This window comes from Streptomyces sp. O3 (assembly GCF_054788135.1).
This window is the reverse complement of record NZ_JBTVYK010000006.1, coordinates 45,154-67,911: the sequence shown is the minus strand read 5'-3', so window position 1 is coordinate 67,911 and position 22,758 is coordinate 45,154. Positions and strand designations below refer to the sequence as shown.

Sequence of the window (22,758 nt, the reverse complement as noted above, 5' to 3'; positions counted from 1 at the left end):
TGTGCGAACCGTAGACAGTTCTTACACCGCCGCCGCGCCGCCGTTGTGCCGTCGCGCCGTCACGCCGCGCGCCGGTGGAGAGCTGTCCCATGTGACACGCGCTGCTGCCGGGGGTACCTGTTGTCGTTCGCTTCTCTCAGACGGTCCGCGCGTGAGAGCGTCTCGGGTCTGCCGGGCGGGTTCTGGTGGCTGTGGCTGTCCACGCTGGTCAACCGCACCGGGGCGTTCGTCCTGACGTTCATGTCGCTGTATCTGACGCAGGAGCTCGGGTACTCGGCCTGGTACGCGGGGCTCGTCATCGCCCTGCACGGGCTCGGCGGGATCGCCGGGTCGCCGCTGGGCGGCATGCTCAGCGACCGGTGGGGGCGGCGTCCGACGATGATCGCCGCGCATCTGGGCGGCGCGGTCTGCACGGCCGCGCTCGCGGTGGTGACCAGCGCCTGGGGCATCGCGGTCGTGGTGCTGCTGATGGGCGTGGCGATGCAGGCGGTACGGCCCGCGATCGGGGCGACCATCGCGGACCTGGTGCCGGAGTCCGACCGCAGGCGGGCCTACGCGCTGAACTACTGGGCGCTGAACCTCGGGTTCGCCATCGCCGCGATGGGCGGCGGGGCGGCGATCTTCCTCGGGTACCGGACGCTGTTCCTGGCGGACGCGGTGGCGACCGTGCTGTGCGCGCTGATCGTCTTCCTGCGGCTGGGCGAGACCCGGCCGGTCGCGGACAGCGGGGACCGCGCCGCGCGGGCCGCGGACGCGCCGCCGGTCACCACGCTCAGCGTGCTGCGCGACGACGCGACGTTCCGCACCCTGGTCCTGCTCAACCTGCTGGTCTGCCTGGTCTTCACCGCGCCCTGGGTGGGGCTGCCGCTGACCATGGCGGACAAGGGGCTCGATCCGGGCTCGTACGGCATGGTCATCGCGGTGAACGGCGTGGTGATCGTCGGCTTCCAGCTACTCGTCAACAAGATCACCGAGCGGCGGTCCCCGGCCGCCCTGCTCACCGTCTCCTCGCTGCTGTTCGCCCTCGGGACGGGGGCGACCGCGCTGGCCGGTACGCCACTGCTGTTCGCCGCGACCGTGGTGGTGTGGACGATCGGCGAGATGGTGCACATCCCCACCAACTCCGCCGCGACCGCCCGGCTCGCTCCGGAGCACGCGCGCGGCCGCTACCAGGGCGTGATGGGCATGTCCTGGGCGGTGGCGGGCTTCGTCGCGCCGATCCTGGCCGGGTGGGTGGTGGACGGGCCCGGCCCTGGCGCGCTGTGGCTGGGGTGCGCGGTGCTCGGATGCCTGGCGGCGGCCGGGTACGCGACGCTGCTGCGGCGGGCGCTGGGCACGGCCGAGGGGACGGCCGAGGGGACGGCCGAGGCCGCAGGGGGGACGCCGGGTGCCGAACCCGACCTCGACCCCGGCGAGGCCACGCCCAGCGAAGCCGTGCCCGGCAAGGCCGAGGCTGGCCTCAGTCGGCGCGCGGCTGGGTGAGGTGGGCGAAGGCGTCCAGGTTGTACGTCGGCTCGCCGCGCGCGACCCGCCACTCGTACTCCTTGCGGATCGCCGAGGCGAAGCCCAGTTCCAGGAGCGTGTTGAAGGCGCCGTCCGCGGCCTCCAGGACGGAGCCGAGCAGCCGGTCGACCTCGTTTGGCGTCACGGCGGACAGCGGCAGTTTGCCGGTCAGATAGACGTCGCCGAGGCGGTCGACCGCGTACCCGACGCCGTACAGCTTGAGATTGCGCTCCAGGAGCCAGCGGTGGACGCCTTCGGCGTTCTCGTCGGGGTGCCGGATCACGAAGGCGTTCAGGGACAGCGCGTGCCGGCCCACGATGAGCGAGACCGTGGTCTTCAGCTTGCGGGTGCCGGGGAGGGTGACGACGTACGAGCCGGGCTCGGGACTCTCCCACTCGACGTCCGCGTCGGTCAGGGACTGCTCGATGATCGCTGCTGCGTCAGCCATGTACCGAGCGTAGATGACGGTGCTGTTCGTGCATCGCGGCGGCGTACACGTCGGCGGTCGCCGAGGCCGCGGCGTCCCAGCCGAAGGACCGCGCGTGCCGCGCGGCGGCCTCGCCCATCCGGTCGGCCAGATGCTCGTCGTCGACGAAGCGGGCCAGGGCGCGCGCGTACGCGGCTGGCTCGTGCCCTCGTACGAGGAAGCCGCTGACCTCGTCGCGCACGGCGACCGGCAGGCCGCCCACGGACGCCGCGACCACGGGCGTGCCGGACGCCTGGGCCTCGACGGCGACCAGCCCGAACGACTCGTTGTAGGACGGCATGACCAGCACCGACGCGGCCCGGAACCAGTCCGCGAGCTGGTCCTGGCCGACCGGGGGCCGGAACCGTACGACATCGGCGACGCCGAGCTGGCAGGCGAGCTTCTGGAGTCCCTCCGGCTTGGCGAGGCCGCTGCCGCTGGGCCCGCCGACCACCGGCACCACCAGCCTGGGGCGCAGCTCGGGGCGCTGGTCCAGCAGTACGGCGACGGCGCGCAGCAGGACGTCGGGGGCCTTGAGGGGCTGGATCCGGCCCGCGAACAGCGGGATCAGCGCGTCCTGCGGCAGCCCGAGGCGCTGCCGGGCGGCCCGGCGGCCGTCGGCCGGGCGGAAGCGTTCCAGGTTGACGCCGGGGTGGACCACGGCGACCTTCGCGGGGTCGGCCTCGTAGTGGAGCACCAGGTCGGCGGACTCCTCGTCGGTGTTGGCGATGAGCCGGTCGGCGGCCCGTACGATCTGCGTCTCGCCGATCACGCGGGCGGCGGGTTCGGGGGTGTCGCCGTCGGCCAGCGCGGCGTTCTTGACCTTGGCCATGGTGTGCATGGCGTGCACCAGCGGGACGCCCCAGCGTTCGGCGGCGAGCCAGCCGACGTGGCCGCTGAGCCAGTAGTGGGAGTGCACCAGGTCGTAGTGGCCGGGGCGGTGGCCCGCCCAGGTCCGCATCACGCCGTGCGTGAAGGCGCACAGCTGGGCGGGCAGCTCCTCCTTGGAGAGGCCTTCATAGGGGCCCGCGTCGACATGGCGTACGAGGACTCCGGGGGCGAGCTCGACCGCGGGGGGCAGGTCGCCGGTGGTCGCGCGGGTGAAGATCTCGACCTCGACGTCGATCGCGGCGAGGCGCTTGGCGAGCTCCACGATGTAGACGTTCATGCCGCCCGCGTCGCCGGTGCCGGGCTGATGCAGGGGTGAGGTGTGCACGCTGAGCATGGCCACCCGGCGCGGGCGGCGCTGCGTACCGGGGAAGGCGCCGGGGAAGCGGAGTCTCGCGGCCGCACTGGAGCCGAGACGTTCGCCGAGCCGGGTCACATACTGGCTCACGTGGCGGTCCTCCTAGGGCGGCTTCGACTGCGGGGCGGGCGGCACCGTCCCGAACGGCGTCCTTCAGACACGGGGAACAGCGGGGAGCTCCCGCTCATTTCCATTTTGCCAAAGCATTACCTGCCCCTTCGCGACCGCGCTCGCGCCGTACGGGCGTACGGGCGTACGGGCGTACGGGCGTACGGGCGTACGGGCGTACGGGAGCCCCGGCGATACTGGACGCATGGCCCGCACCCCGTCCCGCCCGGTGGGGACCGTCACACGCGGGACCACCAACCCCAACCGCCTGCGCCGCATGGACCGCTGGATCGCCGCCGTACACGGTCAGGCGCTGCGCGCGGCCGCCGCGCCCGTGGCCGTCGACCTGGGGTACGGCGCCGCCCCCTGGACCGCCGTCGAGCTGCTGCACCGGCTGCGTACCGCCGCCCCGGCCGTCGAGGTCGTCGGGATCGAGATCGACCCGGCTCGGGTGTCGGCCGCCGCGCCGTACGAGACCGACGGCCTGACCTTCCTGCACGGCGGCTTCGAGCTGCCGCTGCCCGGCGGGCGGCGGCCCGCGCTGATCCGGGCGGCCAATGTGCTGCGCCAGTACGACGAGGAGGAGGTCGCCGGGGTCTGGGAGCGGCTCCGGGCGGGGCTGGCCCCTGGCGGGCTGCTGGTCGAGGGCACCTGCGACGAGATCGGGCGGCGCCATGTGTGGGTGGCGCTGGGCGGCGACGGGCCGCGCACGGTGACGTTCGCGACCCGGCTCGGTTCGCTCGGGCGGCCGTCGGACCTGGCGGAGCGGCTGCCGAAGGCGCTGATCCACCGGAATGTGCCGGGTGAGCCGGTGCACGCGTTTCTGCGTGACTTCGACCGCGCCTGGGCCGCGGCGGCGCCGTACGGGGCGTATGGCGCGCGGCAGCGCTGGATCAGGGCGGTGGAGGATCTGGCGGCGGACTGGCCGGTGGTGGACCGGCGGGGGCGCTGGCGGCAGGGCGAGGTGACGGTGGCATGGGAGGCGCTGGCGCCGCGCGGGTGATGTCGGGTGCGGGGAACGCCGTGTGGCCGCTGTTCGTTTGAAGGGGTGGGTGGGGCACCGGGTTTCGACCGTCGCACACGTCTGTCGCCTCGTGCGTCTGTTGTCTCGTACGCGCCTGTTGTCCCGCGCGCGGACGTGGCACTATCCGGAGGCAGAACTTACTGACGAGTCATCAATTATTGGGGGGTGTGGGCATGGTCGGCAAACGACGTTCGAGCGTGGCCATGGCGGCCGCTCTGCTCTGCGCGGTGACCCTGCTGGCCGCGCCCGGCGCGGCCCACGCGGCGCGCCCAGCCGAGCCCGCGCCCCAGGACCCAACGCCCCAGACGCCCCGGACCCTTGAGGACGTCCGTAAGGAGATCAACCGGCTGTACCGCCAGGCCGCCGTCGCCACGGACGCGTACAACGCGGCGGAGGAGAAGGCCGAGAAGCAGTCAGGCGACATAGTGAAGCTGGCACGCGAGGTGGTGCGCGGCCAGCGGAGGCTGGACCGGCTCAAGGCGCAGGCGGGCGCCGCGGCACGGGCGCAGTACCGCGGCGGCGGGATGCCGCCCGAGGCGCGGCTGCTGCTGAGCGACGACCCGCAGCAGTTCCTGCGCGGCGCCCGGCGGGTGCGCCAGGGCCAGCACGCGACCCAGGGGCTGATCGCGGAGCTGACCCGGACCCAGGAGGACCTGAAGACGTACGCGTCGGACGCCTCGGCGCACTGGAAGAAGCTCGACGGCCTGCGCAAGAAGAAGGCGAAGGCGAAGAAGGAGATAGAGCGGAAGATCGCGGCGGCCGAGAAGCTGGAGTCCGAGCTCAGGAAGGAGGAGCGCGAGCGGCTGCGCAAGCTGGAGGAGGAGGCCGCGCGAAAGCGCCAGCAGGACTGGCTGAGCTCGGGCGGCGGGCCCGGCGGCGACCAGGCGGCGACGGGCCAGGCCGGCAAGGCGATCCAGTACGCCACCGCGCAGATAGGCAAGCCCTACCAGTGGGGCGCCGAGGGACCGGGCTCGTACGACTGCTCGGGTCTGACCTCGCAGGCCTGGGCGGCGGCCGGACGGGGCATTCCGCGGACGTCCCAGGAGCAGTGGAAGCGACTGCCTCGGGTAGACGTGAAGGACATGCGGCCGGGCGACCTGATCATCTACTGGAAAGACGCCAGCCATGTCGCGATGTACATAGGCGACGGCACGATGGTGCACGCACCACGGCCGGGGCGGCAGATCACCGAGTCGGGCGCGGGCTCCATGCCGATCCTGGGGGTCGTACGCCCCGGCGGATGACACACGTGACGGGGCACACGTGACGGGGCACACGTGACGGGCGCGTGACGCAGCCCACCTCCGCGCCCGCCCAGCGTGATGTTCGTCATCCCCAGGGGCTCCGATACGACCCGGTCCCACCCAAAAGCGGTACCAGGCACGGCATATGACAGACGCTCTTCACGGCTGACCATTCCACCGCACCGCCCGCTACCGCTATGGTCCCCGTCGGGTGGTCCGGCGAACGCGTTCCACCGTGCCCTCGGGGGGAGGGAAGGAACACAGCACATGCCCGTACCCATACCGCGGCAGCGAGCACTCCAGGCCGCGGAAGGCGGTCAGGCCCACCCGGCCGGCGTCGACAACGACGCCAGCCTGACCCTGCTGGTCATCGAGGACGACCCAGCGGGGGCGCTGAGTGTGCCCGAACTGCTCGACACCGCGGGCAAGCCCATCCGCGTCCGTACCGCCCGCAACCTCACCGAGGCCGAGCGGCTGCTCACCGACGACGTGCACTGCATCCTGCTCGACCTCGCCCTGCCCGCACCGCACACCGGCGAAGACGCCGAGCCCGACGAGCTGGTGCCCCTGAAGCACGTGCTGCGCCTCGCGCCCCGGCACGCCGTGCTCGCGCTCACCGCGTCCGGTGACGCCGAGCGGGCCGTGGCGGCGGTGCGGGTCGGCGCGCAGGACTACCTCCTGCGGGAGGAGCTGGACGCCCGGCTGCTGAGCCGCGCCATCCGGTACGCGGTGGAGCGCAAGCGCGCCGACATCGCCCAGCGCCAGCTGACCGAGTCCCGGCTGCGCGCCCAGGAGAACGCCCGCCTGGAGCGTGGCCTGCTGCCCACCCCGCTGCTCGGCGGCTCCGCGCTGCGGTTCGCCGCGCGCTACCGGCCGGGCCGTTCCCGCGCGCTGCTGGGCGGCGACTTCTACGACACCGTCCGCACCCCCGACGGCACGGTGCACGCCATGATCGGCGACGTCTGCGGGCACGGCCCCGACGAGGCCGCGCTGGGCGTGGAGCTGCGTATCGCGTGGCGCGCCCTGACCTTCGCCGGGATGTGCGGGGACGAGCTGCTCGCCACGCTGCAACAGGTGCTGGAGCACGAGCGCCCGGACGACGAGATCTTCGCGACGCTCTGCATGATCGACATAGCCCCCGACGGCCGCCGCGCCGGGCTCTGGCTGGCGGGACACCCCGCGCCGCTGCTCGCCCGCCAGGGCCGCCCCGCCGAGCTGCTCCCGTACGACAACGGCGGCCCGGCGCTCGGCCTGCTGCCGCACGCCCGCTGGTCCCGCCAGGAGATCGACCTCGGTCCGGCCTGGAGTCTGATGCTCTACACGGACGGGCTGATCGAGGGCCGGATCGGCGAGGGCAACCAGCGACTCGGCCAGGACGGCATGGTGCGGATGGTCCGCCGCCAGCTCGCGTCCGGCCTGCACGGTGACGAACTGCTCGAAGCCGCCGTCAACGAGGTCCGCGACCTCAACGGCGGCGAGCTGACAGACGACGTGGCGGTCCTGCTCCTGGACCGCGGCCGCCGCTAGCCGATGAGACCTACCGTCCGCCGTTGTACGGACCGTACGGGCCATCGCTGCTGGAGCCGCGCCGCCCGCCGCCGCTTCCGCCGGTGACCTGACGGAGCGCGGGCCGCACATCGACGAAGAACACGATCGTCGCGATCAGTCCGGCGATCTGCAGGAACAGGAACACATTGATCAGGTTCACCAGGACCGCGAGCCCCAGGATGATCACCCAGAACATCTTGGTCTGCTTGTTGGCCGCGCGATAGGCGTCCTCGCGGGCCGTCGAGGCCATCACCAGCGCCACCACGGCGAGCACGAGCATGGCGGTAAAGATCAGCCACAACAAGTTGCCGAAGCCCTGCGTCAGCACAATGCCACCACCCGAGTCGATTCCGCCTACGCTGCCACCGTACCCGGATAACGGCCGAAGCACCCCGAAGGTGCCCCGGCCGCCGGACGGTCAACGACCGACGATCACTTGGCGGGCGGCGTGGTCTTCTTGGCCGCCGTCTTCTTGGCGGGGGCCTTCTTGGCCGTGGCGGCCTTCTTCGCGCCAGGCTCCTCCCCCGCCGCGACGACCGGCTCATCCGCCACGACCGGCTCGTCCACCACGACGACGGGCTCATCCGCCACCACGACAGCCCCGGCATCCCCGGCGCCCTCGGCATCCGAAGTCTCGCCACGCCAGGTCTTCACGGCGCCCTCGCCGCGCTCGGCGACCTTGTCGTACGTCTCGCGCGCCTTGACCACGCCCTCGGCGGCGAACCCGACGCCCCGCAGCGCCACGTCCTGAACCACGTCACCGATCTTCTTCAGGTCGGTGTCCAGCGAGCCGATGAACTCGGCGACCGTGGCCTGCACCGCCTCCTGCGCCTCCTTGGCGCGGGCGACGGCCTTCTCCTGCACGTCCTTCGGGTCGGCCTTGCGTACGTTCTCGACCCACCCCGGCGCCTCGACGCTCAGCTGCTCGATCAGACCGGGCACCTTCTGCGCCTGCTCGTACGCGATGTCCGCGGTACCGGCGACGAAGTACAGCGGCTTGGGGTCGGCGGCGGCCCTGCGGATGTCCTCGGCGATGGCCATGGCTTACTTCCTCCTGGACTGGACGGAACTCAAGATTCAAGCTGACGGGGGTCGCTCTTCACCGCTGCTGTCAGCTCTGCTGTCAGCGCTACTGTCATCGCTGCCGACCCCGTTCTCCTTGCGGAACGACTCGTAGATCTGCAGCAGCACCTGCTTCTGCCGCTCGTTGATCGTGGGATCGGCGAGCACCGCGGCCCGCGTCTCCACCTCGCCCCGCTCCCGCTCGTCGAGCATCCCGGCCTGCACGTACAGCGTCTCGGCGGAAATCCGCAGCGCCTTGGCGAGCTGCTGCAGAATCTCCGCGCTCGGCTTACGCAGACCGCGCTCGATCTGGCTCAGATACGGGTTGGACACCCCGGCGGCGTCGGCGAGCTGCCGCAACGACAGCTGTGCGCTACGCCGCTGCTCACGCAGGTACTCACCGAGGTTGCCGACATTGAGCGATGCCATACCCCGATCCTGCCCCACCCGCGCTAACTATTGCAAGCAGACGCTTGCAATAGTGTTCCACGCCACCGCCGCTGCTGACTTTGAGGAGGGCACCGTGACGGTGCTGGGGTCAGCGGACGTAGTTCTTCAGACGGTCCGTCTTCAGGGCGATCCCGAGGCCGGGAAGCTCGACGGTGGCACCGAAGTCCGCGGTGTGCGTGTCGCTGTATCGCCCGCGCTCAGGAGTGGAGTACAGCGTGAGGGTGCAGGCGTTGCGGTCGATGAGCAAATAGACGGGGATGCCGGTCTCGGCATAGGCCCGTGGCTTCTCCACGCGGTCACGCCGGTCGGCATCCTTGTCCCACGAGGTGACTTCGACGGCCATCAGGACAGCGTCGGCGTTGGCAGCCCATTCGCCCTGTCCCGCGAAGGTGCCTTCCGGGGCGAGGGATGCGTCCGGACGCGCGTCGCCGCTGCGGTACGTCTCGATCTTCAGCCCCTGCTCCGCGTACAGCCACAGATCAGGTCGCTGCTGCATGCAGATGCGCTGTAGCCACGCGATGATTTCTCCGTGGTCGCCGTCCGGCACCGGCTTGACCCCGATCTGTCCGTTGATGAATTCGAGCTTGACGTCGTGCCGTGATGCGGCTTCGGCGATGGCCTCGAAGGCGTCGAGGCTCATCTGCGGCCGGTCTCGTGTAATCACGTGTCCTCCCAGGGTGCCCGGCCTCTAGCGTACGAGGGCTGGACGGTAAGCGTGGGGGTCTTAGGCGGCGAGGGGCAGCAGGGCGGCAGCTGCCGGAGGGGTCGGCCACCAGCCCTCGGCAGGCTCAGTCCTGCTAGTGCTCACCAGGACATGCGTGACGGGTCGGTAGTCGATATTCGATTGCCGGGTGGTCGGGCGGTGGGTGCAATGGGCGGCATGGTGACTCAGGTGCGCCCGCCGCTGCCGGGTGAAATGGCCGCGTACTACCGGGTGTTGCCGTATGTGAACGGGCTGCCGAAGTGGGAGCCGGCGGACGCCGCGTGGCACGGCGGGCCCGAGCCGTGGCCCCCGCAGCGCGCCCCCGCGACCGCGGAGCAGCTCGACGCGTGGGCGGCGGCCGACCTCGCGAACGAGGCCTTCCACCCGGTCGCGACGTTCGTCGACGGCGTCTGCGTCGGCGCGTCGGCCGCCCTCTCCTTCGAGGTGACGGTCCCCGGCGGGGGCACGGTCAGAATGGCCGGGGTCACGGCCACCGGGGTGATCGCGACCCACCGCCGACGCGGTTATCTGCGGCGGATGATGCAGGCCATGTTCGAGTCGGCCCTGGACCGAGGCGAGCCGCTGGCGATGCTCAGCGCGAGCGAGGGCGGCATCTACGGGCGGTACGGGTACGGGCCGTCGACCTATCGCGTCCGGTGGGAGCTGGCCCGGCACGAGGCCGCCCTCCTGCCAGCGGAGCCCGACTCCGGGTCGCTGGAGCTGGTCGACGCCGCACAGGCGAAGCGGGCCTGGCCCGTGGTGCACGCGAGCGTGCGCGCGCACCGCGTAGGCGAGCTCACTCCGCTCGCCGGACACTGGGACAAGCTGTCCGACGAGGCGGACGGCGCCAACGGACCGCTGCGCTATCTCCTCCACCGTGACCGGCACGGCGAGGCGGACGGCATCGCTGACTTCCGGCTGCCGTGGTCCGCGACGGCGGACCACGCGGGAACCCTCGTCGTGGAGGCCCTGGAAGCGACGAACCCGACGGCCTACCGCGCCCTGTGGGGCGTGCTGCTCGACTTCGACCTCACCAAGACCGTCGTGGCCCCCGGCCGCCCGCGCGACGAACCCCTGCGGTGGATGCTCGCGAACCCGCGCGCGATGCGCGTCACCCGCCAGTCGGACAACCTGTGGGCGCGGCTGCTCGACGTCCCCCTCGCCCTGACCCAGCGCTCGTACGACACACCCGGCGAGCTGACGTTCACCGTCGACGGCGACCGAATGTGCCCGGCGAACAACGGCACTTGGCGGCTGCGAGCCGACGGCGCGTCGGTGACCTGCGTCCCCACCGACCAGGCGGCGGACCTGACCCTCACCGTCCCGGCGCTCAGTTCGCTCTACTTCGGCGGCATGTCGGCGCACCACCTGGCGTACGCGGGCCACATCACCGCGCACGCCGACGGCGCGGTCGGGCGGTTGGCCCGGCTGCTGCGGACCGACCCCGAACCGCACAACTCGTTCGCCTTCTGACGAGTTGACCGTTGACGCGCGACAAGCGCCCCGACGGCGGCGGGGTCAGTCCCACTGCTTGTCGGCGAGGGACGCCACCGGTGCGGGCTTGCCGATGACGGCCAGGGCTATGAAGAAGTTGATCTGCCCGATCGCGATGGTCAGGGTGGCCAGGGCCTTCTCGTCGTAGTGCTTCGCCGCCTGCGCGTACAGGTCGTCGCTGACCCGTTCCCGGCCGTGCGGGGCGGGCTGGAGGGTGGCTTCCACCAGGGCCAGCGCCGCGCGCTCGGCGTCGGTGAAGTACGGGGCGTCCTGCCACGAGGAGACGGCCGTGATGCGCTCCTCCGACTCCCCCGCCTTGCGCAGGAAACCGGTGTTGAGGACGGTCAGATAGGTGTTCCCGACAATCTGGCCGGCCCGCAGGTGCACCAGGCTCATCGTGGTGCGCGGCACCGAGCGGTTGCCCGTCGCCCGGAACAGCGCGGCGCTGATGTCGTTCAGCTCCGGCACGAACTCGGCCGGGTTCGGCATCCGGGAAATCGAGGTGCTGGTCATGGGTGGGCTCCTTCGCATCGGCCTGTTCGGCGTTCTCAACTCACTGACGGATCACCCCACCTCGGTGTGACAGGGTCGGGACATTCTCTTTCGACGTAGCGGTGCGGCGGGTTGGGCTGCCCGCCGCACCGCGGGGTGGGCTGCCCGCCGCACCGCGGGTGCGCGGCGGATCAGCCGCGCAGGACACTCAGGTCGATCCGCGCAAGGCGCTCGGGGTCGGTGAGGATGTCGAGAGCGGCGATCCGGCCACCCTGGATCGTGAACGCCATGACCGACACCGCACGCCCCTCCGCGACTGCGACCACACCGGGCGAGCCGTTGACCAGCACCGCATGTCCGGCCTCCGCGAACCGGGCGAAGGCGACCGCCTGGGAGGCCACATCGGACGCGCCGCGGCGCAGCAGGCTCGGACGCAGCGCGCCGCCGTCGGAGCGCGCCACGACCTCCGGGTCGAGGACGGCGAGAAGGGCGTCGAAGTCGCCGCCGCGCGAGGCGGCGAGGAAGGCGTCCACGACCTCGCGCCTGCGGGCGAGGTCGGTGTCGGAAGCGGGTGCGGCCCCATTGACCCGGCGGCGGGCGCGGCTGGCGAGCTGCCGGGTGGCGGCAGGGGTGCGGCCCAGGACGGAGGCGATCTCGTCGAAGGGGACGGCGAACAGGTCGTGCAGCACGAAGGCGAGGCGTTCGGCGGGGGAAAGGGTCTGCAGGACGACCATGAGGGCGATGCCCACCGAGTCGGCCACGAGTATCTCCTGCTCGGGGTCCACGCTGTCCGGGCCGGTGACGACTGGGTCGGGCAGCCGGAACCGGCCGTCCTGGTCGTTCTGGTCGTGCAGCGGCTCCTCGCGGCGCGTGGACCGCGAGCGCAGCATGTCCAGGCACACCCTGCTCACCACGGTGGTCAGCCAGCCGCCGAGGTTCCGCACCTCAGCGACGTCGGAGCGGTTCAGCTTCAACCAGGCTTCCTGGACGGCGTCTTCCGCCTCGCTGAGCGAGCCCAGCATGCGGTAGGCCACCGCGCGCAGACGGGAGCGGTGCTCCTCGAAACGCCGGGCCAGAAGATCTCTCTCGCTCATCTCTCGCATCCTCGCGGTCCGATCCGTCAGTGGGGTAACGGACGCTATCCGCCCTCCGAGAGGCCGGTCGAGGCAGCGGTGCACACACACATACGCGCGCCGGGGGCCGTTAGGGTGAGCCGATGGCATCGATCAAGCAGTTCCAGATCACCTTCGACTGCGCGGACCCCGAACGCGTCGCGCGCTTCTGGTGCGAGGTGTTGGGGTACGTCGTACCGCCGCCGCCGAAGGGCTTCGACTCGTGGAGCGACTTCGACCGCGCGCTGCCGCCCGAGCGGCAGGGGTCGGCGTTCGCCTGCGTCGATCCCGCCGGGGTGGGCCCGCGGATGTTCTTCCAGCGCGTTCCCGAGGGCAAGACCGTCAAGAACCGGCTGCATCTCGACGTGCGGACCGGCACCGGGCTCGTGGGCGAGGAGCGTCTCGCCGCGCTGGAAGCCGAATGCGCGCGGCTGATCGCGCTCGGCGCGACGCGGGTGCGGCTCCTGACCGCCGACGAGTACAACGAGTCCTGCCTGGTGATGCAGGACGTCGAGGGTAACGAGTTCTGCCTCGACTGAGGCCTGGGCGGGTGCCCGGATCGGGTCAGGAATCGAGAAGCGCGTGCGACGGGCCTCGACTAGCGTGGCGATCTCGAGGGCTACCGCCATACGGGACCGACGGACGGGGACACGACAGACATGGCCACGAGGACGGGCACCCAGCCGCACGCGCCGCACGCCGCTGACAGCCACGACCTGATCCGGGTGCACGGCGCGCGCGAGAACAACCTCAAGGACGTCAGCATCGAGATCCCGAAGCGGCGGCTGACGGTGTTCACCGGGGTCTCGGGATCGGGCAAGAGCTCGCTGGTGTTCGACACGATCGCCGCGGAGTCGCAGCGGCTGATCAACGAGACCTACAGCAGCTTCGTGCAGGGCTTCATGCCGACGCTGGCCCGGCCCGATGTCGACGTACTCGACGGTCTGACGACGGCGATCATCGTCGACCAGCAGCGGATGGGCTCCGACCCGCGCTCCACGGTCGGCACCGCCACCGACGCCAACGCGATGCTGCGCATCCTCTTCAGCAGGCTCGGCAAGCCGCACATCGGCTCGCCCGGCGCGTTCTCCTTCAACGTCGCGTCAGTCTCGGCGAGCGGCGGGATGACGGTCGACCGCGGCGCCGACAAGACCAGGACCGAGAAGGTCACCTTCAGCCGCACCGGCGGCATGTGCACCCACTGCGAAGGCCGCGGCACGGTCTCCGACATCGACCTCGCCCAGCTCTACGACGACTCCAAGTCGCTGAGCGAGGACCCGTTCACCATCCCCACCTACACCGGGGGCGGCTGGGTCGTACGGATCATCGCCGAGTCCGGCTTCTTCGACCCGGACAAGCCGATCCGCGAGTACACCAAGAAGGAGCGGCACGACTTCCTGTACCGCGAGCCGACCAAGGTGAAGATCAACGGGATCAACCTCACCTACGAGGGGCTGATCCCCAAGCTGCAGAAGTCGATGCTCTCCAAGGACCGGGAGTCGATGCAGCCGCACATCCGGGCGTTCGTGGACCGGGCGGTCACCTTCGCCCAGTGCCCCGACTGCGACGGCACCCGGCTCAGCGCGGCGGCCCGGTCGTCGAAGATCAAGAAGATCAGCATCGCCGACGCCTGCGCGATGGAGATCAGGGACCTCGCCGAGTGGCTGCGCGGTCTGGCGGAGCCCTCGGTGGCGCCGCTGCTCACCGCGCTCCAGCAGACCCTCGACTCGTTCGTGGAGATCGGGCTCGGCTATCTCTCGCTTGACCGGGCGTCGGGCACGCTCTCCGGCGGCGAGGCGCAGCGCGTCAAGATGATCCGCCATCTCGGCTCCTCGCTCACCGACGTCACGTACGTCTTCGACGAGCCCACCGTCGGACTGCACCCCCACGACATCCAGCGGATGAACAACCTCCTGCTGCGGCTGCGGGACAAGGGCAACACGGTGCTGGTCGTGGAGCACAAGCCGGAGGCCATCGCGATCGCCGACCATGTCGTCGACCTCGGCCCCGGCGCCGGCGGGGCGGGCGGAACCGTCTGTTACGAGGGCGACCTGGCGGGGCTGCGGGCCAGCGGCACCAGCACGGGGCGCCACCTCGACGACCGGGCCGCCGTCAAGGACACGGTCCGCGAGCCCACCGGCAAACTGGCGATCCGCGACGCGAGGACGCACAACCTGCGGGGAGTCGACGTCGACATCCCGCTCGGCGTGCTCTGCGTCGTGACCGGGGTCGCCGGGTCCGGCAAGAGCTCGCTGGTGCACGGGGCGATGCCGCGTGACGTGGACGCGGTGTCGGTCGACCAGACCGCGATCCGCGGCTCGCGACGGAGCAACCCGGCGACGTACACCGGGCTGCTCGACCCGATCCGCAAGGCGTTCGCGAAGGCCAACGGCGTGAAGCCCGCGCTGTTCAGCGCCAACTCCGAAGGCGCCTGCCCCAACTGCAACGGCGCCGGGGTGATCTACACCGACCTGGGGATGATGGCCGGGGTCGCCACGGTCTGCGAGGAGTGCGAGGGGAAGCGGTTCGAGGCGTCCGTGCTCGACCACCGTCTCGGCGGCCGCGACATCAGCGAGGTGCTCGCGATGCCGGTGACGGAGGCCGCGGAGTTCTTCGGCGCGGGCGACGCGCGGGTTCCGGCCGCCCACAGGATCCTGACCCGGCTCGCGGACGTCGGGCTCGGCTACCTCAGCCTCGGCCAGCCGCTGACCACGCTGTCCGGCGGCGAGCGGCAGCGGCTGAAGCTGGCCACGCACATGGCGGAGAAGGGCGGCGTGTACGTCCTCGACGAGCCGACCACCGGGCTTCACCTGGCCGACGTCGAGCAGCTGCTCGGCCTGCTCGACCGGCTGGTCGACTCGGGTAAGTCGGTCATCGTCATCGAGCACCACCAGGCGGTCATGGCGCACGCCGACTGGATCATCGACCTCGGCCCCGGCGCCGGGCACGACGGCGGACAGGTCGTCTTCGAGGGCACCCCCGCCGACCTCGTCGCCGACCGCTCCACGCTCACGGGCGAACACCTCGCGGCGTACGTCACCGCCTGACCGCCCCGCACCGCACAGCCCGCACCGCAACACCGCACACCGCACGGCCCTGCACCGCCCCGAGCCCGGCCCTGCCCCCAGCGCGAGCCGGGCTCGCCCCGTTCACCCGCGGACTGGGCGGCGGGGAGCGGCCGTTCAAGCGGGCCCCAAGCGCCGTGTCACCCAATGGGCCCAGCGAAACCCGGACCCAGGTCATGAGCGACCGCCCACGCCATTAGGGTGTGTGCACCCTCACGCACTTGGCGTGCGGGCCAACCTCACATGAGCCTCACAGGAGCGGCCGGTGGCCGGACTTGCGGTGCCCCTCCCCTCCCCGCCGGGGCCCCTCGCGGACGACGTGTACGGCCGGTTCGTCGAGCACGCGATACAGCACGGCGTGATGAGCAGAGGCCACCACAATCAGAACTTCGTGGTGCCGCTCACCGAAGCCATGGCGGCACACGTCGGGCAGAAGCCCGGCACGCCGGTGACCGTACGCGTCCCGCTGCGCGACGCGCTGCCCGTGGTCATCAGGACCTGGCGCGACGAGGGCGCGATCCTCGGCGCGTTGCGGGACGCGCTGCCCCACGCACCGCGCTGCCTGGCACGACGCGAGGGCAGTGCCGTGCACAGCTATGTCGAAGGCGTGCCGCTCTCGGCCGTCTGCCAGAGCGGCAGGCCGGTGGACCCGCTGCTGGTCCAGGCCTTGACCGGACTGCTCGCGGACATGACCCGAGTACGCCCCGAGAGGCTCCCCCGGCTCCCGGCCTGCTGGCCGCGCGGCTCACGGGACAGCAGGGGCTTTCTGCGCACTCTGGCGCGATTGGCCGAGCAGCAGGTCAAGCAGCCCAATTGGGCTGAGTTCGGCGGGCTGTTCACCATGCTGGGCATCCCCGACGACGCCCTGTCCCGGTTCGCCGCACGGCTTCCGGCCATGGCCCCGCGCCCGTACCGCCTGCTCCACACGGACCTGCACCGGGACAACGTGATCGTCTCCTATCAGGGCGCGCCGCCGCTGGTCTGCGTCGACTGGGAGCTCGCGACCTACGGCGATCCGCTGCACGACCTGGCCACCCACCTGGTCCGCATGCGGTATCCGGACTTCCAGCGGGACGAGGTGGTCGAGGCGTGGGCGGCCGCCATGGAGCGCACCTGCCCGTCAGCCGCCCACGGCCTGGCGACGGACCTGCCGCACTATCTCGCCTTCGAGCGGGGGCAGTCCGTCTTTCCCGACGTGATGCGCGCGGCCGGGTCGCTGGGCGACTCGCTCTGCCAGAAGGGCCTCGACGAGGCGACCCTGGCGGTGCACAACGCCCTGACCGCCGCGGCCGAACCGCTGCGGCTTCCCGATGTGCCGGTGCACGAGATCGAGCGCATCCTGTTCCGGTGGCAGGCGGCGCGAACCGGCAGGCGCACCGGCGTCCCTACGCCACCCCAGGCCCAGGCCTCGGCCCCGGCAGTCGCATCCACCCCGGCATCAGCGTCCGCGCCCACGGCGGCATCCGGCGTCTCCTGGGAGCCGGACCCCCGCGTGCCCGAGCACCCGGAGTGCGGCCACGACGCGGTACTCGAAGCTCTGGCGGCCGAAGGGGCGGCGCCCGCGCACCAGGTGTTCAAGGGCACCGGTCACCTCAACACGGTGGTACGGGTCGCAGGCATCGGCTTTCCCGTCGTGGTGCGGCGCGAGATCAGCGCGCCCGACCGGCGCGAGCGCCGCTTCCTCAGCGAGCACGCGGTACTCGCGGCCATCGCGCAGTCGCCCGCCCGGAGCCTGGTACGGACCCCGAAGGTGCTGGCACTGGGCACCAGCAGCCTGAAGGACCGCTTCGCCCTTCACTCCTACGCGGGCCCGTCCGACCCCAGCCTGCCGCCGGAGCACCCGGTGCACGGGCTGCGCCCTCACGAGGCCGACGACCTGGTAGACCAGCTCTGCGCCCTGACCACGCTCGACGTCGGCCTCCTTAAGCAACTGGACCGCACTCTTGAGCAACTGAACCCCGCTTCCCCGCAGTTCGACTTCCCGAGCTGGCTGGTCGACGAACTGGTGTGTCTGGTCCAGCAGTTGCCGACGGAGTCCCAGCAGCTGGCCAGGGAACTCGGCCTGCCCGACGCGCGCCGGCTGCGGGAGATCCTCAGCCGCCATCGTCTGACGCCGCGACAGGCCGTGCTGCTGCACGGCGACCTCAACCCATGGAATCTCGTGCGCGGCGACGGCGGACTCGTCGTCATCGACTGGGAGATGGCCACGGTCGGCGATCCCCTCTACGACCTCGTCCGCCATACGCATCTCACCCCGACCCGCCCGGAGATCCGCGAGCGGATGTTCGCCCGCTGGAGCCGGAACCTGCCCGAGCGGTACACCAGGGCCTGGCGCGAGGACTGGCGGGTGTACCGGCGGATGGAGATCGTGCGCTCCGCCTATGTCGATCTGGACCGGCTGGTCACCGGGTCGGGGCTCGACGCCCCCAATGTGCGCCGGGCGGTGGACTCGTACGCGATGACGCTGGCCGACGCCACCGCCGCGCTCGGACTGCCGGTCCGCCCCACGACCAACCCCTACCTGGCACGGGCGCTTCCGCGGGACGCCACGGTACGGCCCGCCCAGCGGACGCCCTGACCGCCCCGGTCGGGTGCGCGCACCCCGGCGGGGGGTCACGGTCGCGCGTTCTTCCAGACCATGTCGAGAACCAGGTCGAGGGACCCCACCACATGCCGCGCCCCCGCCGCTCGCAGGCGCTTCTCGCGAAAGTCGTCGCGGCCGTAGCCGAGGAAGGCGACCCCCGCCTCGCGAGCCGCGAGCAGGTCCGTCGGGGTGTCGCCGATCATCAGCGCCTCGGACGGCGGGGTCCCGAGCGTGGCCAGGGCGCGGTGGAGGCAGTCCGGGTCCGGCTTGAGGAGGCGGGGGTGGGACGTACGGCCGTGGACGCCGCCGGTGAAGCAGTCGAGCAGACCGCGGCTTCGCAGGTAACGGTCCACCACGCGCGGCGAGTTGTTGCTGGCGACCGCGAGGCCGACCCCGGTCGCGCGCCAGGTCTGGATGAGCCGGTCCGCGTACGGGGTCGGCAGGGCCGTGGGCGCCGCGTACAGCTCCTCCTCGGTGAGGCGGTCCTCAAGGGCCGCCACCAGGGCCGCGTCCGGGTGGCGGCCCACCGCGCGCAGCACGATGTGCGGGTCGTCGCCGCGGCGTTCCTCCTCGGTGAGCAGATCGAGCAGGCGGTGTTCGGCCAGCCACGCCAGCAGGCTGTCGGCGACGGCATGCGCCCGGTGGCCCGCGAAGAGGCGGCAGACGGGGCCGTCGAAGTCGAAGAGCACACTCCGGGCTCTGGCGATCAACTCGCTGACGTCCTCGGTCACCTTCGCCACCCGTCCGGTTGGGTTCATCGCGTCAGAGGTCACCTACGACAGTGTCAGGTCCCTGGTGATGGTCTTCCAGAGCGAGTCGAACCAGTTCTGGGACTCCTGCACGAACGACTCGTCCCGCGGCCCGTGCCCCTTGTCGAAGGAGAACAGCAGCGAGCGCGATCCGAGCGTGTCATACAGGTCCAGTGTCCCGCTGTCGAGTTCCTCCTCGCGCCTGGCGATCATGTAGTACGCGAAGAGGGCCTCGGTGTCGTTGAGCAGGTAGAGCTTCACGGGCGGTGTGAACGGCAGGGCTCGGAAGGTGACGTCTACGTCGATGCCGTGGCTCGCCCGCAGCGTGAGCAGGTTGTGGCGCAGCACCTGCCCCTGGGCGTTGCGCTGGGCCAGCCAGCGGCTGTGCACCGGGTCTTCGGCGGCGTCCGGGTGCTCGGCGGCGATGGGGAAGGCGAGCGCAATCCGGCTGCTGGGGACCAGGACGCGAACGCGCACCGACTCGGGGCGCATCCGGCCCTCGTGGATGAGGCGCAGGGGTTCCCCGAGGGCCAGCATCAGGTTCTCGGCGGTGAGGCAGAGCGCGTCCACGCGGACCTCGGGGGCGGCGAAGGCTTCGGCGAGGCGGGCGCTCAGGGCGACCATGGTGGGCTGGGGCTCCTCGTCCGCGGGCTCGGGCGCGGAGGCTGCCGCCACCTCGGGCGGGCTGCCCTTGGTGACGTTGACGAGCAGCCCCTCATCCTGGAGCATCCGCACCGCCTGGCGCACCGCGCCCCGCTCGACGCCGAACTCCTCAGCGAGTCTGGCCTGGGTCGGCAGCTTGCTGCCGGGCGGCAGCGCCCCGCTGTGGATGCGGTCACGCAGCTCGCCTGCGATCTCCGGATACGAGGGCTTACCGCCGTTCATCGCAACGCTCTCCTGAGTCACAGCCGAACAGTACAACTGCTCACCATCTGGCCGCAGTTGCTTTGAAGTTGTTTACACCTACCGACCAACTGGGGACAAGCTCAGTGTAGTTGGTCGCCAACTCCGCCAAAGATGGCAGGAGTTCGGCAACGGCGACCGTCCGCACACCCGCCACCCGGAGGAGGAACCACATGCCAGCCATCGCCCTGCTCGGAGCGGTCTTCATCGTCGCCTTCGAGCAACTCGTCGAGTGGAAGTACGGACCCACGGGGGTCGTCGGACTGCTGCTGTTCGCCATCGGGATCAAGGCGCGCAACCCGACCTGCAGCTCGATCGGGGCCGTGGTCCTGACGCTGACGGTCACCAGTCCCGCGACCTGAGACCGTCGGACCGCGGTCCGCGAACCGCCGGGCTCAGAGCCTTACCGTACAACTTCCCGCCATCTTCGGGGAGTTAACGCCATGCTGGTTAGAAACTCGGAAAAGCGGAGATAAGAAAGACGAGTTGGTAGCCAACTTGAGCAACATGGCCAGACCCCCACAGGGTTGGTGAACCTCTCGGCCAGCAACATGCATCGCCGCGAGGTTCCTTCCCCTCCCTCAGGAGGACCTCATGCCGCTCATCGCTCTCCTCATCGTCGCGCTCGCCGTCGGCTTTGAACTCCTCGTCGAGTCAAGGTTCGGCCCGTTGGGCGCGGTCGGCTTCGCCGTCCTGGCCGTCGGCATCAAGGCGAAGAACACCACGGTCAGCAGCGTCGGGGCCGTGATCCTGGTGGCCCTGCTCGCCCAGTCCAGCTGACCCCTCCGCCGTCCGCCGCCGTCCGCCGCCGTCCGCTGACGGGTGCATCGGGGCGACGGCCGTCAGAACACGTCCGGGCACCAGGGCCGCCGGGCGGTGCGGAACAGGGCCGTCGCGACCGCGGCCGCGCCCGGCCGTTCCTCCCGTACCCGGCCCAGCGCCGCGAGCCGCACCGCCGACTCGTCCCCCAGCCACAGCGTCCCCAACTCGCCGACGTCCAGCGTGAGATCAGCGGGCCGCGCGGTCGGCGCGCAGGACGCGCCGACCGGGTCCGCCGCGAGACGGAAGCGACCGCTCGCGAGGCCCGCCGCGTCCGTCACCTCCAGGACCAGCTCGCCCGACCCCTCGTACGTACGCGACTCCAGGGCCCGTACGACGTCCAGCAGCCGCACCCACATCCAGTCCGCCTGGCTGACGATCCGCGCCGCGCGCGGGTCGGGGAGCAGGAACTGCGCCAGGTCGTCGGGGGCGCGGCCGCCCGTACGCACCTTCACCACGTAGTCGATCGAGCAGAGGAAGTGCCACAGGGCCCGCTCGGCGGCCGGTGACACGGCGATCAGCTGGGACACCGTCGCGGTGTTCAGCGGCTGCTTGGCGTCGCCCCACTGATGGTCCGAGCGGTACACGGCCAGGCCGTCTACCGTGCCGTCCGCCGAGCGGTACACCGCGTAGTGCGGCTCGTCCCACGGCGGCAGGCCGTCGTGCTGGATCTCCCCGGTGTTCACCCGCCACCAGCGTTCGTCCCGGCTGACCGCGCCGGGCTGCCTGGCGCGCAGCCGCTCGTACAGCTCGGGGCCGAGCTTGCGGACGTCCACCGCGTCGACCAGGTCGACCCGGCCGCCGTCGGCCGGGCCCGACCAGCGGGGGTCGAGACCGGTACGGGGTACGTCGATCTCCCACTCGGCGGTCCAGGTCGCGGGGCCGAAGCCGTACCGGCCGTAGATCGGGTACTCGGCGGCGATCAGCGAGGCCAGCACATCGCCGCGCTCCTTGGCGGCCGTGAGGTCGGCGGCCATCATGCGGGTCAGCAGGCCCCGGCGGCGGTGGGTCGGCGATACGGCGACGTTGGTGATCGCGTCGGCCGGGAGCCGCGCGCCGCCGACGGCCGTGAGCTCCTGCGGGAAGGAACGGAAGGTGGCCACGCAGCGGCCCGCGTCGAACGCGCCCAGGGTGCGGGCCGGGTCCGTGAAGGAGCGGCGGTCCGCGAGCTGCCCGTCGGAGATGACCGGCGACCGGAGAAACCCGGTGTTCAGGGCTCGGGTCCAGTCGGACAGCTCGGCGTCGGTGATCGGGCGTACATCTATGGCCATACATCCACGTTAGGCAGCCGACCGCTCCACCCGCACCTGAATTTTCCCTGCTCAGAGAGGCTCGACGCGCGGCCGGAGCGCGCCAGGCTGCCGGAGCGCGTCAGGCGAGCAGGTCGTCCACCTGTGCCTCGCCCTCACGGTACCGGCGGGCGATCTCCGTACTGCAGTCGTCGGCGACCCGCTGAAGCTGCTGGCGGCGGCGGGAGACCTGCTGCTCGTAGCCGACCAGCCGCCCTATGCCGGTGTGCAGTTCGTCGTCCGTACGGGCGTCCAGGTCGGACAACTCGACCTCGGAGAGCATCTCGGCGGCGAGCCCCCGATACTCCGCGCTGTGCGGGGTGCCCAGGGTCACATGGCGGGCGGACGAGCGGTGCTGGGACGGGGTGTCCGCGAGGATCTCCGAGAGCCGGCCGACCACCGCGTCGGCGGCCGTGGCGCCGCGTACGTCCGGCGCCACCGGCAGATCGGGGCCCCTGCGCCGGGCCAGCTCGGCGCGCAGGATGTCGATCCGCCCCTGGAGCAGCCGCCGCACATAGCTGAGGTCGGCCTCGTTCTGCTGCGAGGTACGGCGCAGCTCCCGCAGCTCGGCCAGCCGCAGCGCGCCCAGGTCGGGCTGGGGCGCGGCGGGCAGCAGGTCGCCGGACCGCTGGGCGGGCGGCCGGGCCGAACCGACCCGCGCGGCACGTCCGGCCGCCGGTGCGGGACCGGTGGGCTGCCCGGCGGGCTGCCCGGTGCCGCTCGTAGTGCTGCTCATGGTGAACCGTCCCCTCGACCGGTGCGGCGGACCGCGCAGGCGCGTCGCCTGGGTGCATCGTGCCACCCCGGACGCCTGGCGGGTGCCGGACTGCACCCGAACGGCCGGTAAAAGACCCTTGGCATTACCTGGCGGATGGCGCCTTCGGGCTACCCCGCGGC

22 protein-coding genes are annotated in these 22,758 nt (G+C 71.5%); 10 read left to right on the top strand and 12 right to left on the bottom strand.

The window, feature by feature from the left end; genetic code table 11:
* Positions 1 to 120: 120 nt before the first annotated feature.
* Positions 121 to 1,482, top strand: a complete 1,362-nt coding sequence (locus ACX6XY_RS05335; protein WP_460326923.1) for an MDR family MFS transporter — start codon at positions 121 to 123, stop codon at positions 1,480 to 1,482.
* Here ACX6XY_RS05335 and ACX6XY_RS05330 read toward each other — a convergent pair.
* Together ACX6XY_RS05330 and mshA are read right to left on the bottom strand one after the other, a co-directional pair.
* Positions 1,460 to 1,951, bottom strand: a complete 492-nt coding sequence (locus ACX6XY_RS05330) for a type III secretion system chaperone family protein (RefSeq protein WP_460326921.1) — start codon at positions 1,949 to 1,951, stop codon at positions 1,460 to 1,462. The two genes, ACX6XY_RS05335 and ACX6XY_RS05330, sit on opposite strands and share 23 nt — an antisense overlap.
* On the bottom strand, positions 1,944 to 3,305 hold the full coding sequence (gene mshA / locus ACX6XY_RS05325; protein WP_460326919.1) for a D-inositol-3-phosphate glycosyltransferase: 1,362 nt from the start codon (positions 3,303 to 3,305) through the stop codon (positions 1,944 to 1,946). The genes ACX6XY_RS05330 and mshA overlap by 8 nt, the downstream gene beginning before the upstream one ends.
* A 223-nt stretch (positions 3,306 to 3,528) precedes the next feature.
* Here mshA and ACX6XY_RS05320 point away from each other — a divergent pair, with 223 nt between their 5' ends.
* From ACX6XY_RS05320 to ACX6XY_RS05310, 3 genes are all read left to right on the top strand, one after another.
* Positions 3,529 to 4,326 (top strand): class I SAM-dependent methyltransferase, encoded by a 798-nt coding sequence (locus ACX6XY_RS05320; RefSeq protein WP_460326917.1) that lies wholly within the window; start codon positions 3,529 to 3,531, stop codon positions 4,324 to 4,326.
* A 194-nt stretch (positions 4,327 to 4,520) separates the two neighbouring features.
* A complete protein-coding gene (locus tag ACX6XY_RS05315) occupies positions 4,521 to 5,591 on the top strand; it encodes a C40 family peptidase (RefSeq protein WP_460326915.1) in 1,071 nt (356 codons plus the stop codon).
* 267 nt (positions 5,592 to 5,858) lie between these two features.
* Complete coding sequence (locus ACX6XY_RS05310; RefSeq protein WP_460326913.1) at positions 5,859 to 7,118, top strand: PP2C family protein-serine/threonine phosphatase; 1,260 nt, start codon at positions 5,859 to 5,861, stop codon at positions 7,116 to 7,118.
* A gap of 10 nt (positions 7,119 to 7,128) precedes the next feature.
* Here the strand turns inward: ACX6XY_RS05310 and ACX6XY_RS05305 are convergent, their stop codons facing one another.
* The 4 genes from ACX6XY_RS05305 to ACX6XY_RS05290 form a co-directional block, all read right to left on the bottom strand.
* Positions 7,129 to 7,467: a DUF2516 family protein gene (locus tag ACX6XY_RS05305; protein WP_460326910.1), complete on the bottom strand. Its 339-nt coding sequence runs from the start codon at positions 7,465 to 7,467 to the stop codon at positions 7,129 to 7,131.
* A 104-nt stretch (positions 7,468 to 7,571) separates the two neighbouring features.
* Entirely contained in the window at positions 7,572 to 8,180 is a 609-nt protein-coding gene (locus ACX6XY_RS05300) for a hypothetical protein (protein ID WP_460326907.1), read from the bottom strand.
* Between the two features lie 36 nt (positions 8,181 to 8,216).
* Positions 8,217 to 8,630 (bottom strand): helix-turn-helix domain-containing protein, encoded by a 414-nt coding sequence (locus ACX6XY_RS05295; protein ID WP_460326905.1) that lies wholly within the window; start codon positions 8,628 to 8,630, stop codon positions 8,217 to 8,219.
* A gap of 109 nt (positions 8,631 to 8,739) precedes the next feature.
* Positions 8,740 to 9,291, bottom strand: coding sequence for a Uma2 family endonuclease (locus ACX6XY_RS05290; RefSeq protein WP_460326903.1), 552 nt, complete (start codon positions 9,289 to 9,291; stop codon positions 8,740 to 8,742).
* 240 nt (positions 9,292 to 9,531) lie between these two features.
* Between ACX6XY_RS05290 and ACX6XY_RS05285 the strand changes: the two genes are divergently transcribed.
* Positions 9,532 to 10,827 carry a GNAT family N-acetyltransferase gene (locus ACX6XY_RS05285; protein WP_460326901.1) on the top strand — a complete coding sequence of 432 codons (1,296 nt, stop codon included), beginning with the start codon at positions 9,532 to 9,534 and terminating at the stop codon, positions 10,825 to 10,827.
* Between the two features lie 45 nt (positions 10,828 to 10,872).
* Here ACX6XY_RS05285 and ACX6XY_RS05280 read toward each other — a convergent pair whose 3' ends face one another.
* Complete coding sequence (locus ACX6XY_RS05280; protein WP_460326899.1) at positions 10,873 to 11,361, bottom strand: carboxymuconolactone decarboxylase family protein; 489 nt, start codon at positions 11,359 to 11,361, stop codon at positions 10,873 to 10,875.
* A gap of 170 nt (positions 11,362 to 11,531) precedes the next feature.
* Positions 11,532 to 12,434 (bottom strand): sigma-70 family RNA polymerase sigma factor, encoded by a 903-nt coding sequence (locus ACX6XY_RS05275; protein ID WP_460326897.1) that lies wholly within the window; start codon positions 12,432 to 12,434, stop codon positions 11,532 to 11,534.
* Between the two features lie 122 nt (positions 12,435 to 12,556).
* On the opposite strand from ACX6XY_RS05275, the gene ACX6XY_RS05270 reads away from it, so the two are divergent.
* The 3 genes from ACX6XY_RS05270 to ACX6XY_RS05260 all read left to right on the top strand — a co-directional run bounded on the left by ACX6XY_RS05270 (position 12,557) and on the right by ACX6XY_RS05260 (position 18,095).
* Positions 12,557 to 12,991, top strand: coding sequence for a VOC family protein (locus ACX6XY_RS05270; protein ID WP_460326895.1), 435 nt, complete (start codon positions 12,557 to 12,559; stop codon positions 12,989 to 12,991).
* Positions 12,992 to 13,111: 120 nt separating this feature from the next.
* Positions 13,112 to 15,499 (top strand): ATP-binding cassette domain-containing protein, encoded by a 2,388-nt coding sequence (locus tag ACX6XY_RS05265; protein ID WP_460326893.1) that lies wholly within the window; start codon positions 13,112 to 13,114, stop codon positions 15,497 to 15,499.
* A 283-nt stretch (positions 15,500 to 15,782) separates the two neighbouring features.
* A complete protein-coding gene (locus tag ACX6XY_RS05260) occupies positions 15,783 to 18,095 on the top strand; it encodes a phosphotransferase (protein WP_460326891.1) in 2,313 nt (770 codons plus the stop codon).
* A gap of 35 nt (positions 18,096 to 18,130) precedes the next feature.
* On the opposite strand, the gene ACX6XY_RS05255 is transcribed toward ACX6XY_RS05260, so the two are convergent.
* Together ACX6XY_RS05255 and ACX6XY_RS05250 are read right to left on the bottom strand one after the other, a co-directional pair.
* Positions 18,131 to 18,874, bottom strand: coding sequence for an HAD family hydrolase (locus ACX6XY_RS05255; RefSeq protein ID WP_460326889.1), 744 nt, complete (start codon positions 18,872 to 18,874; stop codon positions 18,131 to 18,133).
* Positions 18,875 to 19,735, bottom strand: a complete 861-nt coding sequence (locus ACX6XY_RS05250; protein WP_460326887.1) for a GntR family transcriptional regulator — start codon at positions 19,733 to 19,735, stop codon at positions 18,875 to 18,877. It lies immediately after the preceding gene.
* A 191-nt stretch (positions 19,736 to 19,926) separates the two neighbouring features.
* Here ACX6XY_RS05250 and ACX6XY_RS05245 point away from each other — a divergent pair, with 191 nt between their 5' ends.
* On the top strand, positions 19,927 to 20,115 hold the full coding sequence (locus tag ACX6XY_RS05245) for a hypothetical protein (RefSeq protein WP_460326885.1): 189 nt from the start codon (positions 19,927 to 19,929) through the stop codon (positions 20,113 to 20,115).
* Between the two features lie 232 nt (positions 20,116 to 20,347).
* Positions 20,348 to 20,533: a hypothetical protein gene (locus ACX6XY_RS05240; protein WP_460326883.1), complete on the top strand. Its 186-nt coding sequence runs from the start codon at positions 20,348 to 20,350 to the stop codon at positions 20,531 to 20,533.
* 62 nt (positions 20,534 to 20,595) lie between these two features.
* On the opposite strand, the gene ACX6XY_RS05235 is transcribed toward ACX6XY_RS05240, so the two are convergent.
* Positions 20,596 to 21,843: a GNAT family N-acetyltransferase gene (locus tag ACX6XY_RS05235; RefSeq protein ID WP_460326881.1), complete on the bottom strand. Its 1,248-nt coding sequence runs from the start codon at positions 21,841 to 21,843 to the stop codon at positions 20,596 to 20,598.
* Positions 21,844 to 21,943: 100 nt separating this feature from the next.
* On the bottom strand, positions 21,944 to 22,597 hold the full coding sequence (locus ACX6XY_RS05230; protein WP_460326879.1) for an RsiG family protein: 654 nt from the start codon (positions 22,595 to 22,597) through the stop codon (positions 21,944 to 21,946).
* Positions 22,598 to 22,758 lie beyond the last annotated feature (161 nt).

Excerpts from the sequence above, each read along its gene's own strand:
- ACX6XY_RS05245 (WP_460326885.1), top strand. The coding sequence starts at position 19,927 with ATGCCAGCCATCGCCCTGCTCGGAGCGGTCTTCATCGTCGCCTTCGAG.
- ACX6XY_RS05265 (WP_460326893.1), top strand. The coding sequence starts at position 13,112 with ATGGCCACGAGGACGGGCACCCAGCCGCACGCGCCGCACGCCGCTGAC.
- ACX6XY_RS05280 (WP_460326899.1), bottom strand. The coding sequence starts at position 11,361 with ATGACCAGCACCTCGATTTCCCGGATGCCGAACCCGGCCGAGTTCGTG.
- ACX6XY_RS05300 (WP_460326907.1), bottom strand. The coding sequence starts at position 8,180 with ATGGCCATCGCCGAGGACATCCGCAGGGCCGCCGCCGACCCCAAGCCG.
- ACX6XY_RS05315 (WP_460326915.1), top strand. The coding sequence starts at position 4,521 with ATGGTCGGCAAACGACGTTCGAGCGTGGCCATGGCGGCCGCTCTGCTC.
- ACX6XY_RS05230 (WP_460326879.1), bottom strand. The coding sequence starts at position 22,597 with ATGAGCAGCACTACGAGCGGCACCGGGCAGCCCGCCGGGCAGCCCACC.
- ACX6XY_RS05235 (WP_460326881.1), bottom strand. The coding sequence starts at position 21,843 with ATGGCCATAGATGTACGCCCGATCACCGACGCCGAGCTGTCCGACTGG.
- ACX6XY_RS05240 (WP_460326883.1), top strand. The coding sequence starts at position 20,348 with ATGCCGCTCATCGCTCTCCTCATCGTCGCGCTCGCCGTCGGCTTTGAA.
- ACX6XY_RS05295 (WP_460326905.1), bottom strand. The coding sequence starts at position 8,630 with ATGGCATCGCTCAATGTCGGCAACCTCGGTGAGTACCTGCGTGAGCAG.
- ACX6XY_RS05275 (WP_460326897.1), bottom strand. The coding sequence starts at position 12,434 with ATGAGCGAGAGAGATCTTCTGGCCCGGCGTTTCGAGGAGCACCGCTCC.
- ACX6XY_RS05285 (WP_460326901.1), top strand. The coding sequence starts at position 9,532 with ATGGTGACTCAGGTGCGCCCGCCGCTGCCGGGTGAAATGGCCGCGTAC.
- ACX6XY_RS05320 (WP_460326917.1), top strand. The coding sequence starts at position 3,529 with ATGGCCCGCACCCCGTCCCGCCCGGTGGGGACCGTCACACGCGGGACC.
- ACX6XY_RS05310 (WP_460326913.1), top strand. The coding sequence starts at position 5,859 with ATGCCCGTACCCATACCGCGGCAGCGAGCACTCCAGGCCGCGGAAGGC.
- ACX6XY_RS05290 (WP_460326903.1), bottom strand. The coding sequence starts at position 9,291 with ATGAGCCTCGACGCCTTCGAGGCCATCGCCGAAGCCGCATCACGGCAC.
- ACX6XY_RS05270 (WP_460326895.1), top strand. The coding sequence starts at position 12,557 with ATGGCATCGATCAAGCAGTTCCAGATCACCTTCGACTGCGCGGACCCC.
- ACX6XY_RS05250 (WP_460326887.1), bottom strand. The coding sequence starts at position 19,735 with ATGAACGGCGGTAAGCCCTCGTATCCGGAGATCGCAGGCGAGCTGCGT.
- ACX6XY_RS05330 (WP_460326921.1), bottom strand. The coding sequence starts at position 1,951 with ATGGCTGACGCAGCAGCGATCATCGAGCAGTCCCTGACCGACGCGGAC.